The sequence below is a fragment of the uncultured Sphingomonas sp. genome, from assembly GCF_913777625.1.
GTDB lineage: Bacteria > Pseudomonadota > Alphaproteobacteria > Sphingomonadales > Sphingomonadaceae > Sphingomonas.
On sequence record NZ_CAJYTI010000033.1, the window covers coordinates 49,519 to 64,258 of the forward strand.

Genomic DNA, 14,740 nt, shown 5'->3' on the forward strand with positions numbered 1-14,740 from the left:
GCGGGTGCGCCCTGCCGTGCCGTCGCCGCATCCCAGGCCCTTTCCCTTCGACACGCATAAAGGAATTCGCATGAAGCTTTGTCGCTATGGCGCTCCCGGCCACGAGCAACCCGGCCTGATCGATGCCGACGGCAACCTGCGCGCGCTTGCCGGCATTGCCGACATCACGCCCGAGACGCTGGCGCCGGACGTGCTGGCAAAGCTCGCCGCGATCGATCCCGCCAGCCTGCCGCTGGTGGAGGGCTCACCTCGCTACGGCGTGCCGGTGTCGGGCACGCGCAAGTTCGTCGCGATCGGCCTCAACTATGCCGATCACGCCGCGGAATCGAACCTGCCGATCCCCGCGGAGCCCGTGGTGTTCAACAAATGGGTGAGCTGTCTGCAGGGCCCGAACGACCCGGTCGTCATCCCACGCGATTCGAAGAAGACCGACTGGGAGGTCGAGCTGGGCGTCGTGATCGGCACCCGCGCCGAATATGTATCGGCGGAAGAGGCGCTTAGCCACGTCGCCGGCTACCTCGTGATCAACGACGTGTCCGAGCGCCACTGGCAGATCGAGCGCGGCGCGACCTGGGACAAGGGCAAGGGCTTCCCGACCTTCGGTCCGGTCGGCCCCTGGCTGGTCACCGCCGACGAGGTGGGCGACCCGCAGAACCTGTCGATGTGGCTCGAGGTCAACGGCAAGCGCGTGCAGGACGGCAACACCAAGACGATGATCTTCACCGTCGCCGAGATCATCGCCTATTGCTCGCAGTTCATGACCCTGGAGCCGGGCGACATCATCACGACGGGCACGCCCCCGGGCGTCGGCATGGGCCAGAAGCCCGAGCCCTGGTATCTGAAGGCCGGCGACGTGGTGACGCTGGGCATCGAGAAGCTCGGCGAGCAGCGCCAGGACTTCGTCGCCTGTACGCCGCGGGGCTGATGCCCGTGCGGCCGACGTTCGTCGATGCGCATCTCCACCTCTGGGATCGGGAGCGGCTGCGCTACCCGTGGCTGGAAGAGGCGGACAAGGCGTCGATCGCCGCGACCTACAGGGTGGCGGACCACCGCGCGGCGGCGGCCGACTGGAACCTGGTGGGCGCCGTGCACGTCGATGCCGGCGCCCATCCGGAGGACGGCGAGCGCGAGACCGACTGGCTGAACGGCGTCGCCGATGCCGAGGGGCTGCCGAGCGCGATCGTCGCCCGGGTCGAACTCGATGCACCGGATGTGGCGGAGGTGCTTGCCCGCCAGGCGGTGCGGCCGCGGGTGGTGGGCATCCGCCATCTGATCAACTGGCATCCGGATCCTGCTCGCCGGGCCTATCCGCGCGATCTGACGGTGGATCCGGCCTGGCGGCGCGGCTTCGGGCTGCTGGCACGGCATCGCCTCAGCTACGACTTTCACGGCTTCCCGCCCCAGCTGGCCGGGTTGGCCGACGTGGCGGCGGCACATCCGGACGTACCGGTGATCGTCAATCATCTCGGGCTGCCGATCCTCGCGGACGGGCTGGAGGCATGGCGGGCCGGGCTGACTGCACTGGCGGCGATGCCGCAGGTGGCGATCAAGCTGTCGGGCGCAGGCTTCGTGGCCGCCCCCTTCGACCCCACCGCCTTCGCGCCGATCGTCGCGGAGGTGATCGACCTGTTCGGGACCCAGCGGGTGATGATCGCCAGCAACTTCCCGACCGATCGCTTGTTCGCGCCGCTGGACACCACGCTCGCCGCCTATGAGGCGCTGCTCGCCGGCTATTCCGACGACGAGCGCCGCGACCTCTGGGGCCGCAACGCCGCCCGCATCTATCGACTGGATCTCGACCTGTGACTGCCATTCCTCACCGTGCCATCGGCCGCACCAGCCTGACCGTTCCCGAACTCGGCTTCGGCGCGGCGTCGCTCGGCAATCTTTACGCGCCGGTCAGCGATGCCGATGCGCGCGGCGCGATCGATGCGGCGCTGGCGGCGGGGCTCCGCTATGTCGACACCGCGCCACATTATGGCCGGGGCCTCTCCGAGCGCCGGGTGGGCGAGGCGGTACGGCTCCAGCGCGAGGTGGTACTCTCCACCAAGGTCGGCCGCTTGATGGACCCGGACACCAGCGTCGTCGACGATCGCGAGCGCGATGGCTTCCGCTCGCCCATGCCTTTCCGCATGCGCTACGACTATACGCATGACGGCATCCTGCGCAGCCACGAGCACAGCCTGCAGCGGCTGGGCGTGGCACGCGTCGATCTGCTCTACATCCATGATATCGGCAGCTACACGCATGGCGATGCGGCGGAGGGCTATTGGCAGCAGCTCACCACCGGCGGTGGGCTGAAGGCGCTGGAACGGCTGCGCGAGGAAGGCAGCATCGCCGGCTTCGGCGTGGGCGTGAACGAGATCGCCGTGTGCCTGGATGTCATGCGCGAGGCGCGCCTCGACGCGATCCTGCTCGCCGGGCGCTACACGTTGCTCGAGCAGAATGCGCTCGACGCGCTGTTCCCGGCCTGTGCGGCAGCGGGAACCTCGATCGTGATCGGCGGCCCGTACAACAGCGGCATTCTCGCCACCGGCACCAAGCGCGGCGGCACGCTCCACTATGATTACGGGCCCGCGCCCGAAGCCGTCGTGGCAAAGGTGCGCGGCATCGAGGCCGTCGCCGATCGCCACCGCGTACGGCTGCCGGCGGCGGCACTCGCCTTCGTGCTGGCGCATCCGCTGGTCGCCAGCGTCATTCCCGGCATCGGCAGTGCGGCGCGCGTCGCGCAGACGGTGGATCTCTACCGCGAAGCCATCCCCGCCGCCTTCTGGCAGGAGCTCCGCGCCAAGGGTCTGCTGCGCGCCGACGCGCCGGTGCCCGAGGACGCCGCCTGACGCCGGAAACCGCCTTGCTCGGGTTCGTCGACCGGCTGCTCGCCAAGGCGACCGGGCCGGTGGTGCTCGGGCTCTGCGGCGCGCAGGGCAGCGGCAAGTCCACCCTGGCGGCAGCGGTTGCGCGGGCGGTGCCGGACACGGTCATACTCTCGCTCGACGACCTCTATCGCACCCGTGCGGCGCGGCGTGACCTAGCCGCCACCATCCATCCACTGTTCGCGACACGCGGCGTGCCTGGCACCCACGACGTCGACCTGGGCATCGCGACGCTCGACGCGCTGCGTGCCGGTGCCCGCATCCGGCTGCCGCGCTTTGACAAGGCGGTCGACGATCGGGTGCCCGACGGCGACGTGGCAGAGGCCGGGGCGGTGCGACTGATCCTCTTCGAGGGCTGGTGCGTCGGCGCCCGCCCGATCGCCGACGCGGATCTGGCCGAGCCGATCAATGCGCTGGAACGAAACGAGGATGGCGACGGCCGCTGGCGACGCAGCTGGAATGCCGCGCTCGCCGGATCCTATCAGGCGCTGTTCGCGCGCGTCGACCGGCTGGTGCTGCTCGAAGCGCCCGGCTGGGAGACGGTGCTGCGCTGGCGTACCGAGCAGGAACAAACGCTCCGCGCCGCCGGTGCCAGCGGTCCCGGCGTAATGGACGACGCCGCCGTTGCCCGCTTCATCCAGCATTATGAGCGACTGACCCGGCATATCCTCGCGGAAATGCCGGGCCGGGCCGACCTCGTGCTGCCGCTCGACGAACGCCGCAGCCTGCGCGCCGCCTAGTGGCAGGCGGCGCTGCCGAGCGGCGTGGTGCGGGTAAGGTCGGGACGCGTCGCCAGCACCTTGTCGGCGATCGGCAGCTTCAGGCTCTTCAGCTCCTGCGCGACGAGTTCGGCCATGGCGCGGGCGCCGAACTCGCTGAAATGGGTGTCGTCGTCGATCCCCTTGGGGAAGCCGATGGCTTTGTCCTCGGGCGTATAGTGCAGGTAGAGCTTCCGCGACCCGTCCGGCCCCAGCCGCTGGAGCAGATCGGCCGAGCGCGCCTCCAGGTCGAGCAGCGGCGTGTTGGTGCTGGAAACCAGCGCGCGCATCACCTCGCTATAGGCGGCGAAGTCGGCCTTCACCCGGGTGCCGTCAAAGCTGCGCCGCACCGGCGGGGTGACCAGCACCGGGACCAGCCCGTGTCCGCGCGCTTCCCAGATCATTCGCAGCAGATTGTCGCGGTAGAGCGTCGCGGCAGGGGCATAGCGTTCGGGCTTGCCCGTGCTCGCGTCGTTATGGCCGAACTGGATCAGCACCACGTCGCCCGGCTTGGCTTCGGCGAGCAGCGAATCCCAGCGGCCCTCGGCGAGGAACGACTTGGTGCTGCGGCCGCCGATCGCGCGGTTCACCACCACCGCGTCCGGCGTCATGCCGCAGGGGAGCATCTGCCCCCAGCCGGTCTGCGGATAGCGATCGGCCGCGTAGTTCTGCGCGGTCGAATCGCTCGCGATGAACAGGCGGGTCTGCGCGGCGACGGGCGAGGCGAGGGCGGCGAGACACGCTGCCGCGGCGAACAGCGCCCCCCTCATTGCAGGTTCACGAAGGCGCCGCCGTCGACCAGCAGCGCCGCGCCGGTGACATAGGCCGCCATGTCGGAGGCGAGGAATATGATCGGCCCGGCAAGATCCTCGGGCTGGCCCAGCCGGCCGAGCGGCACCCGGCCTTCCATGTATTTCCGCTTCTCGTCGTCGGCGAGATCGTCCTTGTTGATCTCGGTGAGGATCGTGCCCGGCAGCACCGAGTTGCAGCGGATGCCGTGCCGTCCCAGCGCGATCGCAGCCGACTGCATCAGCGAGTGCAGGCCTGCCTTGGTGGGGGTGTAGTGCGTCTGATATTCGCCGCCGACCAGCGCCGAGATCGACGAGACCGCGACGATCGCCCCGCCATGGCCCTGCGCGACCATCTGGTTCGCCGCCGCCTGGCACATGAAATAGCCGCCGAGCAGGTTGACCTGCATGGTCCGCTGCACCGTTTCCACCGGCATGTCGAGGAACGCGTGGAAGGGGCAGATACCGGCGTTGGACACCATCACGTCGACCTTGCCGAATGCCGCCACCGCGCGCGCGACGAAGTCGGTGGCGGTGGCGGGATCGGCGACGTCGCCCTTCACCGCCAGCCCGCGCCGGCCCTTCGCCTCGATCGCGGCGACCACCGCCGCGGCATCCTCGTCGCGGCTGTGATAGTTGATCGCCACGTCCGCACCGGCTTCCGCCGCACCGATCGCCGCCGCCCGGCCGATGCCGGTCGACCCGCCGGTGACCAGCACCGTCTTCCCCTCCAACAGCTTCACGGGTATCCTCTCCTTGTTATCGTCGGTGTTTGCGCGCCGGGCGCATCTCCGCGCTCCAGCCGAGATCGGTGCTGATCGCCTCCGCGGTGCCGCGCACCTGCGCACTCAGCGCCGCCATGCGATCGTCGTCCATGTACTGCGCCGCGCTCGACACGCTGATCGCCGCGACGATCCGGCCCGAGACGTCGCGCACCGGTGCCGCCACGCAGCGGATCAGATCCTCGTTTTCCTCCAGGTCGAAGGCATGGCCGGCGCCCGCATAGCTGCGCATCCGCTCGAACCAGAGGCCGCGATCGGTATGCTGCTGGCCGCGCGCTTCGTCGGCGGCGTAGAGCCGTTCCCATTCGCTCTCGCCCGTGTCGATCAGGAGGGCCTTGCCGAGCCCCGTCGAGGTCAGCGGCTGGCGGTCGCCGATTCGGCTGGAAATTTCGACGCGGCGGCGGCCGGAGATCTTGTCGAGATAGAGGGCGAGGTCGCCGTCCATCCGGCCGAGATGCACCGTATCCTCGGTCTCCGCCGCAAGCGCTTCCATGCGCGGGCGCGCGATCTGGACGATGTCCGCCTGGCTCTGCGCGAGGAAGCCGAGCTGGATCAGCTTCGGCCCCAATTGATAGCCGTCGCGCGGCAGGTAGCTGAGGAAACCACGGTCGATCAGCGCATTGGCAAGGCGGTGGGTGGTCGAGCGGGTGAGCCCCATCCGCGCCGACAATTCCGCCAGCTTCACCGGCCCGTCGATCACCTTGTCCAGCATGTCCAGGCCCCGCAGCAGCGTCTGGCTGCCCTGGATCTTGGCGCCCCCGCCGGCCGGTGCAGCGCCCTCCGCACTTTCAGCATTTGACGTGGATCGTTCCATCAATTAACATCCTATCCCATAAAGTGAGAAAGTAAAGCATATAGGAGGATGCCGGGCAGCCGATCGCGGCTGCGACCCACCCGAACCTCTTGGGTGCGAACGTACCACATGCTGGCACGCCGCGCGCCCGAATTTCACATTGTCGGAAGCCGTCCAGCCATCTGGGATGGACGTCAGAAGGGAAGCGTCGAGCCGTGATAGCCGGACTCTCCAAGATCAAGCAGGTACGCGCCTATACCGTCCGCGGCGGCGGCGCCGATTATCACGACCAGGGCGAAGGCCATTGGATCGACGACCACATCGCGACGCCGATGGCGCGCTATCCCGACTATCGTGCAAGCCGGCAGAGCTTCGGCATCAACGTGCTCGGCACACTGATCGTCGAGATCGAGGCCGAGGACGGCACGATCGGCTTTGCGGTGACCACCGGCGGCGAGCCGGCCTGCTACATCGTCGAGAAGCATCTCGCGCGCTTCCTCGAGGGCCGCAGCCCTACCGAGTATGAGAAGATCTGGGACCAGATGTACTTCTCGACGCAGTATTACGGCCGCAAGGGGCTGGTGGTGAACGCCATTTCCGGCGTCGACCTGGCGCTGTGGGACCTGCTGGGCAAGCTGCGTGGCGAGCCGGTCTATCACATGCTCGGCGGCGCGGTGCGCGACGAGCTGCAATTCTACGCGACCGGCGCGCGGCCGGACATCGCCAAGGAACTGGGTTTCATCGGCGGCAAGCTGCCCCTCCACCACGGCCCCGCCGAGGGGATCGAGGGGCTCAAGAAGAACATCGCCGAACTGGCCGAGATGCGCAGCCGCGTCGGCCCCGATTTCTGGCTGATGTGGGACTGCTGGATGGCGCTCGACGTCGACTATGCCACCCGCCTCGCCATCGCCGCGCACGAGCATGGCCTGAAATGGATCGAGGAGGCGATCAGCCCCGACGATTACTGGGGCTATGCCGAGCTCAAGCGCAACGTGCCCCGCGGCATGCTGGTCACCACCGGCGAGCATGAGGCGACCCGCTGGGGCTTCCGCATGCTGCTGGAGATGGACTGCTGCGACATTATCCAGCCGGACGTGGGCTGGTGCGGCGGCGTGACCGAGCTCTTGAAGATCTCGGCACTGGCCGATGCGCGCGGCAAGCTGGTCGTGCCGCACGGGTCGTCGGTCTACAGCTATCACTTCGTCATCACCCGCCACAACTCGCCCTTCGCCGAGTTCCTGATGATGCATCCCGGGCCGACCGAGGTGGTGCCGATGTTCCACCCGCAGCTGCTGGGCGAGCCGGTGCCGCAGAACGGCCGCCTCCGCGCGAGTGCGCTCGACCAGCCGGGCTTCGGCGTCGAGCTCAACCGCGAGCTCACCATGCATCGCCCCTATACGCACTGAGAGAGACCCGCATGAAATTCTGCCGTTTTGGAGAACGGGGCCAGGAACGCCCCGGCCTGATCGACGCCGAGGGCCGCGTTCGCGACCTGTCCGGCCACATCGCCGAGCTGACGATCGAGGCAATCGCGGGGCTCGGCACGATCGACGCCGCGAGCATGCCGCTGGTGGAGGACGGCGTTCGCCTCGGCGTGCCGCTCAAGGGCATCGGCAAGATCGTCGCGATCGGCCTCAACTATGAGGACCATGCGATCGAATCCAATCTGCCGATCCCGACCGAGCCGGTGATGTTCATGAAGGCGTTGTCGAGCCTGACCGGCCCGAACGACGAGGTGATGCTGCCGCGCGGCTCCACCCATAGCGACTGGGAAGTCGAGCTGGCCGTCGTGATCGGCAAGACCGCCCGCTATGTCGACAAGGCCGACGCGCTTTCGCATGTCGCCGGCTATGCGGTCGCGAACGACGTGTCGGAACGCTTCAACCAAAAGCAGCGCGGCAGCCAGTGGAGCAAGGGCAAGGGCCACGACAGCTTCTGCCCGCTCGGCCCCTGGCTGGTGACGGCGGACGAGATCGCCGACCCGCAGGCCCTCGACATGTTCCTGGACGTCAACGGCGAGCGGATGCAGACCGGCAACACCCGCACGATGATCTTCGACGTCGCCGAGATCATCGCGTACGTCAGCGAGTACATCACCCTCTATCCGGGCGACGTGCTGATCACCGGGACCCCGCCGGGCGTGGGCGAGGGCAAGAAGCCGGAGTCGATCTTCCTCAAGGCAGGCGACACGATGCGGCTGGGCATCGCCGGCCTCGGCGAGCAGCGGCAGAACGTCGTCGCATGGCGCCACCTTGGCGACACGGTGCTCGGATGAGCGGCTTCGCGGGACGCTTCGCCGGGCGCATGGCGGTGATCACCGGCGGCGCCTCGGGGCTCGGCCTCGCGGTCGCCCGGCGGATGGTGGCAGAGGGCGGCCAGGTCGCGCTCTGGGATCTCAACCCCGATCAGCTCGCCGTGGCGGCGGCCGAACTGGGCGGCGCGCATGTCGAGCAGCTCGACGTCTCCGATGCCGAGGCGGTCGCCCGCGCGGCGGAGGCGACGGCGGCGACACTGGGCAAGATCGACATCCTCGTCTGCTCGGCCGGCATCACCGGCGCGACCGTTCCGGTGCACGAATTCCCGCTCGATAGCTGGCGCCGGGTGATCGACATCAACCTGAGCGGCCTGTTCTATTGCTGCCGCGCGGTGGTGCCGCACCTGCTGGCGAACGGCTATGGCCGGATCGTCAACGTCTCCTCGGTCGCGGGCAAGGAGGGCAATCCCAACGCCTCGGCCTATTCGGCGTCCAAGGCGGGCGTGATCGGCTTCACCAAGTCGCTCGGCAAGGAACTGGCCGGCAAGGGCGTGATCGCCAACGCGCTGACGCCGGCAACGTTCGAGAGCCCGATCCTCGCCCAGCTGCCGCCGAGTCAGGTGGAATATATGCGCTCCAAGATCCCGATGGGCCGCCTCGGCGACGCCGACGAAAGCGCCGCGATGATCTGCTTCATGGCCAGCGAGGAGTGCAGCTTCACCACCGCCTCCACCTTCGACACGTCGGGCGGCCGCACGACCTATTGAAGGCGCTCAGAAGGGGAGGAAGACCGATGGCCCGTGATCTGCCGTTCGTCGATGCGCATGTGCATCTCTGGGATCTCGACCGGATTTCCTATCCCTGGCTGACGCCGCCGTTCGCCGACGACGGACCGAACGGCAGCGTCGAACCGATCGCGCGGACCTACCTGCTCGACGACTATCTGGCGGATGCCCGCAGCTGGGACGTGCGCGGCATCGTCCATGTCGACGCCGGCGCGACGCCAGAGGCGGCGCTTGCCGAGACCGAATGGCTGCAGGCTATGGCGGACGCGCGCGGCATGCCGAACGCGATCATCGCCTTCGCCGCGCTGGACGATCCGAACCTCGACGCGCGCCTCGCCGCGCACGCATCCCATCCTGCGGTCCGCGGCATTCGCCACATCGTCAACTGGCACCCCGATCCTCGTCGCAGCTACACCCCGCGCGACGTGACGCGGGACGAGGCGTGGGCGCGGGGCTTCGCGCTGCTGGGCAAATATGGCTTGAGCTTCGATCTCCAGGCCTATCCGGGCCAGTTCGAAGCGCTCGCCCGGCTGATCGCGCGGCATCCCGAGGTGCAGGTGATCCTCAATCACACCGGTATGGCGGTGCCTGGGGAATGGGAGACGTGGCGCGCGGGCATGCGCGCGCTCGCCGCGCTGCCCAATGTCGCCACCAAGATTTCGGGCATCGGCTTCACCCACCGGCCCTGGCGCCTTGCCGAACTCCGGCCATATGTGCTCGAGGCGATCGCGATGTTCGGGGCCGACCGCGCGCTGTTCGCCAGCGATTTTCCGACCGACAAGCTGTTCGGCAGCTTCGCCGCGCATCTGGATGGCTATGCCGAAGTCACCGCGGCCTTTTCCGAAGACGAGCGGCGTGCGCTCTTCGCCGGTAACGCCAACCGACTCTATCGGCTCGGCCTGAACCTCTAGCGCGCACGGCCGGCCCATCGCGGTCGGCCTGATCCCCGAAGAAAAAACTTGCAGGTACCGCGCCGACAATTTGTCGGTGTGATTGTCAGCCCCTTGCGCACCGGTCAAAAGCTGATAACGTTGCATTAAGTGAAGCGTCCATTCACAATGTGGGAATAGCGGACATAGACCCGCATTCTCGGGGAGCAGGCGGCAGGGGAGGGGATCCCCAACGGGTGCCGCCAGCCAGAACAGGAGAGGGAATGCCATGAACAGGGGACAGGTTTCACGCCGTCATATCGCTGCGACCGCCAGCTTGGCGGCGTTGGCGGTCATGCTCGGGGGCGGTATCGGCACCTCAGCGGCGCAGACCGCGCCGGCCAAGCAGGATACGCAGGCGCCCGACATGGAAAGCCAGCTGACCGTCGCCGACGAAGAGGCGATCGTCGTCGTCGGCTCGCGCGCCAGCCAGCAATCGTCCAACGCCCGCAAGAAGAATGCGCGCACGGCAACCGACTCGATCGTTGCCGATGACATCGGTTCCTTTCCCGATCGGAATGTGAACGAGGCGATCTCGCGCATCCCGGGCGTGGCGCTCGGCCGCAACGAATTCGGCGAGGGCGACAGCGTCGCGGTGCGCGGCAACGGCCCGGATCTGACCCGCGTCGAGCTCGACGGCATCGGCGTGCAGAGCACCAACGGCCTGGCGATCGGCGCCAGCAACGGCCGCAGTGCCGATCTGCGCGAGCTGCCGGCCGAGCTGGTCAAGAGCGTCGACGTGGTCAAGGGCTCCACCGCCGACATGACCGAAGGCGGCCTGGGCGGCACGGTGCAGATCAAGACCCGTACCGGCCTCGACTTCAAGAAGCCCTATTTCTCGCTGCGCGCCGGCGCCGGCGAGAATTCGCTGGGCAAGAAATGGACCCCGGATTTCAATGCCGTCTACGGCCGCCGCTTGTTCAACGACCGGGTCGGCGTGATCGTCAGCGGCAGCTATTCGAAGATCCAGAACAACGGCCATACCTACGAGACGACGACCAGCAACAATCGCGGCTATTCGCGCCTGTTCGACTTCGACCAGTCGCCGGACAAGACCTTCACCTTCAATCCCGCGACGGTGGGCACCGACGCCGCCGACGTCCCCTTCGCCAACAGCACCGCGCCGGGCGGCGGATCGCTCACCCCGCGCCAGCTCGTCACGCTGTCGGCGGGCGCGAAGAGCAAGGCCGAGTGCCTGCAGATCTTCCCGAACAATGCGACCGCCAGCGCCGCTTCGCGCGCGCAGCGGATCCTGGAGCAGCAGACCTGCCTCAACCAGTGGAACGACTATACCCCGTCGCTGATCCGCAACTTCATGCTGACCCAGACCGATCAGCGCTACGCGTTCGACGGCCGGCTCGACTATAAGGTGACCGATCGCCTGACGATCTTCGGCAAGGGCACGATCGCCAACCGCAAGGTGCACGACCAGAACCGCAGCCGCACGCCGGTCACGCTGTTCGGCCAGAACCTCACCGGCACCTTCCTCGACAGCACCACCGGCTATCCGCGCACCCGCACCGTCTCGCCCAACGCGCCGGCCGGCTATTATCTGTTCGACGGCCTCAACAACGTCGGCAACAACGCGACCCTCGGCAACGTGCTCAACATCGTGCCGGGCAGCGTCAAGGTCGACAGCGCCCATAACGTCACCGCGATGACGCTCACCAACAATGCGGTGACGATCGACCAGATCGAGAACACGATCGACACCAAGACCAAATATTTCCAGGGTGGTGCCGAATATCGCGGCGAGCGCCTCGACATCGATGCGATGGCAGGTCTCACCCGCGCCACCACCAGCCGCGGCGACATGCGCACCGCGCGCACCTATAGCTATGGCACGGCGGCGCTGCAGCTCCAGCCCAACGGCCTGTGGGACGTGCAGCTGCCCGCCGGCTATGACGAGAACAACCCGGCCAATTATGTCCAGCTCTCCGCGCCGCCCTGCATCGGGGCCGGGACCGCGCCGAGCTGCACCGGCCAGGCGGCGGTGGCGGCGGGCCCCAATGGTCCGGCGACGCCCGCCTATACCGTGGGCCAGATGCCGCTCACCACACCCAGCTTCAGCGTGCAATATACGCCGGCGCTGGGCGAGGCCTCGGAGAAGATCGCCAAGCTCGACCTTACCTACCGCACCGACGGCATCCTGCCCTTCATCAAGCGGATCAAGATCGGCGGCCAGTACCGCAAGAACGATCTCGATCGCTGGGGCAATGGTGGCTACACGGCGAAGAGCCAGGTCGGCACCTTCGGCCAGCCAGGCTATCAGGCAGCGGTGATCGTGCCGACCGCGATCGTGCGCGGCACCTATCGCGCCTGCCAGCCGACCGCGACCTCGACGCTCTCGTGCAACTATGGCTATGTGCCGAGCACCAACCCGGCCAATGTCCGCTCGGGCGTCGACACGCTGACCCCGCAAGCGCTCCAGGACCTGTTCGCCCGCACCTTCGAGGCCAGCGACAGCGCCTATTTCGGCGATCTGCCCAATCGCGGCAATCTGCCGGCTGCGTGGCAGGGCCTGCGCACCGACGAGCTGTTCGCGGCACTGGGCGCCGGGAACTATATGAACTTCGACTGCCTGAAGACCTGTGTGGGCAGCGACGGCAACACCTATGCCCAGCCGGTCAGCCGCACGCGCGAGACGATCAAGAACCTCTATGCGATGGCCGATTTCGACCAGGATCTGCCCTGGGGCCTGCGCCTGGACGGCAATGTCGGCATCCGCGGCGTGTTCGCCACCACCAAGGGGTCGGGGCTGCTCACGCTCACCTCGATCCGGGTGACCAGTCTCTACAACCCGAACGATCCGAACAACGCATCGGGCATCAACAGCATCTCGTTCAGCCAGAACACGACGCTGAACGCCAAGACGACCGACTGGCTGCCCAGCTTCAACGTCAATCTCTGGGGCTTCCACGACCGGCTGGTGCTGCGCCTCTATGGCGGCAAGACCGTCGCGCGGCCCAACCCGACGCTGCTCTATCCGGGCGGCACCTGCAATATCGACCAGCGCGTCGAGCTCGATACCAATCCGGACGACGTCTATGGCTGCTCGGGCCGCGTCGGCAATCCCGGGCTCAAGCCGTTCACCGCGTGGAGCTACAACACCAGCCTCGAATGGTATCCCAACGCCGACACCGTCTTCTCGGTGGCCTATGGCAAGCTGGACGTGAAGATCGGCAACCCGATCGCGGTGACCGAGAACCGCAAGCCGTTCGCCGGCTCCGACCTGAAGGATCCGGTCACCGGTGCGGCGCTCGCCGACCTCGAGTTCGCGGTGCCCACCTACACCAACGGCCCCGGCTACAAGCGCGACATCTGGGAGTTCCAGGCCAAGACGGCGTTCACCTTCCTGCCCTGGTTCCTCAAGCATACCGGTGCGGACGTGAACTTCTCGATCCTCGCCTCGTCGGTGACCAGCGGCCAGCGCGATCCGCTGACCGGCGACGTGATGCTGCCGCCGAACGAGTCGAAATACTATACCAACGCCTCGCTCTGGTATGACGACGGCAAGTTCAACTTCCGTGTCGCCTATCAGAAGCGCAGTTCGCTGTTCACCTGCATCACGCCCTGCGGCGGCAACACCACCGACATCAACTATCCGGGCGAGCAGTGGACCAATGTCCGCCTCGTCGCGCCGGGTTACAATCCGGGCGTGCCGCGGTTCATCGACGGGTCGACGTTCATCGACGCGAAGATGTCGTACAACATCAACCGCAACTTCCAGATCTATCTGGAAGGGCGCAACATGACGCGCGAGATGTCGCAGTCGGTCTCGACCGGCCAGTATGTTCCGTTCGCCGACGGCACCCCGCGGGTGATGCGGGTTGCCTATGGCGGCCGGCGGATCATGGGCGGCGTGCGCATCCAGTTCGGGCGCTGAACCGCCCGCGGGTCACCCGGCCGGTGTCGGGTGGCCCAGCGCGGCGCTGATGTCGGCGGCCGCGGCGCGGACCTCCATCACAATGCCGTCCAGCGCGCCGTCCTCGACATATTGGGCCGGGCTCACCACGCTGATCGCCGCGACGATCCGGCCGGCGGCATCACGGATCGGCGCCGCGACGGCGCGCAGATCATCGGGCGGCGGGCTGCGGTGGACAACCACACCGCGGCCGCGATCGGCAGCCAGATCGGCGAGGAAGCTCGGCTGCGGAGACGGGCGGCGGCCGAGCAGCGCGTCGAGCATGCCCGGGGCCTCGTCGAGCAGCAATGCCTTGCCGAGACTGGTTTCGGGCAGCGGCCGGCGCGTGCCGACCGGCGTCGTCACCACCACGCGCTGCCCGCCGCCGACGCGGTGAAGGTGCACCGAATGGTCGCCGTCACGCTCGCCGAGAAAGGCCGGCATGTTGGTCGCATCGGCGAGCAGGCGCAGCCGATCGCGCGCCAGTTCGACCACGTTGAGCCGTTCCTGCGCGCGCACCCCCAGCTGCATCAGCTTGGGACCGAGCCGCAGGGTGCCGTCGCGCTCGCCGACCGCAAAGCCGCGATCGATCAGCGCCAGCGCCAGTCGGCGCGCCGTCGACACGGTGAGCCCCGATCCCGCGGCCAGCTCGCGCACGGTGTGCGGCCGCTCCGCAAGCAGGTCCAGCAGGTCCAGTCCGCGTTCGAGCGTCTGCGTCCCAGCCCGTCCGGCGGCCTTTTCGTCGGTCATGCGATCCCTTTGCCTGCGCGTCTCAGGCGCAGGACTAGGCAGCTGCGGAGGCGCGGTAAAGTGGCTTGGAACGGCCAATGCCGTCCATCTGTCAGCTACCGTCTGCAAGCCGTTGATCGTAATT

General features: G+C 67.7%; 13 protein-coding genes. 9 read left to right on the plus strand and 4 right to left on the minus strand.

The window, feature by feature from the left end; translation table 11 throughout:
• Nucleotides 1-70 precede the first annotated feature (70 nt).
• The 4 genes from QZ814_RS16045 to QZ814_RS16060 are packed head-to-tail and all read left to right on the plus strand — an operon-like array spanning nucleotide 71 to nucleotide 3,613.
• Entirely contained in the window at nucleotides 71-925 is an 855-nt protein-coding gene (locus tag QZ814_RS16045; protein WP_294334255.1) for a fumarylacetoacetate hydrolase family protein, read from the plus strand.
• Nucleotides 925-1,806 carry an amidohydrolase family protein gene (locus QZ814_RS16050; RefSeq protein ID WP_294334258.1) on the plus strand — a complete coding sequence of 294 codons (882 nt, stop codon included), beginning with the start codon at nucleotides 925-927 and terminating at the stop codon, nucleotides 1,804-1,806. Before QZ814_RS16045 ends, QZ814_RS16050 begins: the two co-directional genes overlap by 1 nt.
• Complete coding sequence (locus tag QZ814_RS16055; protein WP_294334260.1) at nucleotides 1,803-2,837, plus strand: aldo/keto reductase; 1,035 nt, start codon at nucleotides 1,803-1,805, stop codon at nucleotides 2,835-2,837. Before QZ814_RS16050 ends, QZ814_RS16055 begins: the two co-directional genes overlap by 4 nt.
• Before the next feature lie 14 nt (nucleotides 2,838-2,851).
• A complete protein-coding gene (locus QZ814_RS16060; RefSeq protein WP_294334262.1) occupies nucleotides 2,852-3,613 on the plus strand; it encodes an AAA family ATPase in 762 nt (253 codons plus the stop codon).
• Here QZ814_RS16060 and QZ814_RS16065 read toward each other — a convergent pair.
• From QZ814_RS16065 to QZ814_RS16075, 3 genes are read right to left on the minus strand one after another with little or no spacing between them, the layout of a single operon-like run.
• Nucleotides 3,610-4,401, minus strand: a complete 792-nt coding sequence (locus QZ814_RS16065) for a rhamnogalacturonan acetylesterase (RefSeq protein ID WP_294334264.1) — start codon at nucleotides 4,399-4,401, stop codon at nucleotides 3,610-3,612. The two genes, QZ814_RS16060 and QZ814_RS16065, sit on opposite strands and share 4 nt — an antisense overlap.
• On the minus strand, nucleotides 4,398-5,162 hold the full coding sequence (locus QZ814_RS16070; RefSeq protein ID WP_294334266.1) for an SDR family NAD(P)-dependent oxidoreductase: 765 nt from the start codon (nucleotides 5,160-5,162) through the stop codon (nucleotides 4,398-4,400). The genes QZ814_RS16065 and QZ814_RS16070 overlap by 4 nt, the downstream gene beginning before the upstream one ends.
• Before the next feature lie 16 nt (nucleotides 5,163-5,178).
• Nucleotides 5,179-6,015, minus strand: a complete 837-nt coding sequence (locus QZ814_RS16075; protein WP_294334268.1) for an IclR family transcriptional regulator — start codon at nucleotides 6,013-6,015, stop codon at nucleotides 5,179-5,181.
• 194 nt (nucleotides 6,016-6,209) lie between these two features.
• On the opposite strand from QZ814_RS16075, the gene rhmD reads away from it, so the two are divergent.
• The 5 genes from rhmD (at nucleotide 6,210) to QZ814_RS16100 (ending at nucleotide 13,848) form a co-directional block, all read left to right on the plus strand.
• Nucleotides 6,210-7,400, plus strand: a complete 1,191-nt coding sequence (rhmD, locus tag QZ814_RS16080) for an L-rhamnonate dehydratase (RefSeq protein ID WP_294334269.1) — start codon at nucleotides 6,210-6,212, stop codon at nucleotides 7,398-7,400.
• Between the two features lie 11 nt (nucleotides 7,401-7,411).
• Nucleotides 7,412-8,269, plus strand: a complete 858-nt coding sequence (locus tag QZ814_RS16085; protein WP_294334272.1) for a fumarylacetoacetate hydrolase family protein — start codon at nucleotides 7,412-7,414, stop codon at nucleotides 8,267-8,269.
• Nucleotides 8,266-9,015, plus strand: coding sequence for an SDR family NAD(P)-dependent oxidoreductase (locus QZ814_RS16090; RefSeq protein ID WP_294334273.1), 750 nt, complete (start codon nucleotides 8,266-8,268; stop codon nucleotides 9,013-9,015). The genes QZ814_RS16085 and QZ814_RS16090 overlap by 4 nt, the downstream gene beginning before the upstream one ends.
• Before the next feature lie 26 nt (nucleotides 9,016-9,041).
• Nucleotides 9,042-9,944: an amidohydrolase family protein gene (locus QZ814_RS16095; protein ID WP_294334274.1), complete on the plus strand. Its 903-nt coding sequence runs from the start codon at nucleotides 9,042-9,044 to the stop codon at nucleotides 9,942-9,944.
• A 313-nt stretch (nucleotides 9,945-10,257) separates the two neighbouring features.
• Entirely contained in the window at nucleotides 10,258-13,848 is a 3,591-nt protein-coding gene (locus tag QZ814_RS16100; RefSeq protein ID WP_294334275.1) for a TonB-dependent receptor, read from the plus strand.
• 12 nt (nucleotides 13,849-13,860) lie between these two features.
• On the opposite strand, the gene QZ814_RS16105 is transcribed toward QZ814_RS16100, so the two are convergent.
• A complete protein-coding gene (locus tag QZ814_RS16105) occupies nucleotides 13,861-14,616 on the minus strand; it encodes an IclR family transcriptional regulator (RefSeq protein ID WP_294334276.1) in 756 nt (251 codons plus the stop codon).
• Between the last annotated feature and the right edge of the window lie 124 nt (nucleotides 14,617-14,740).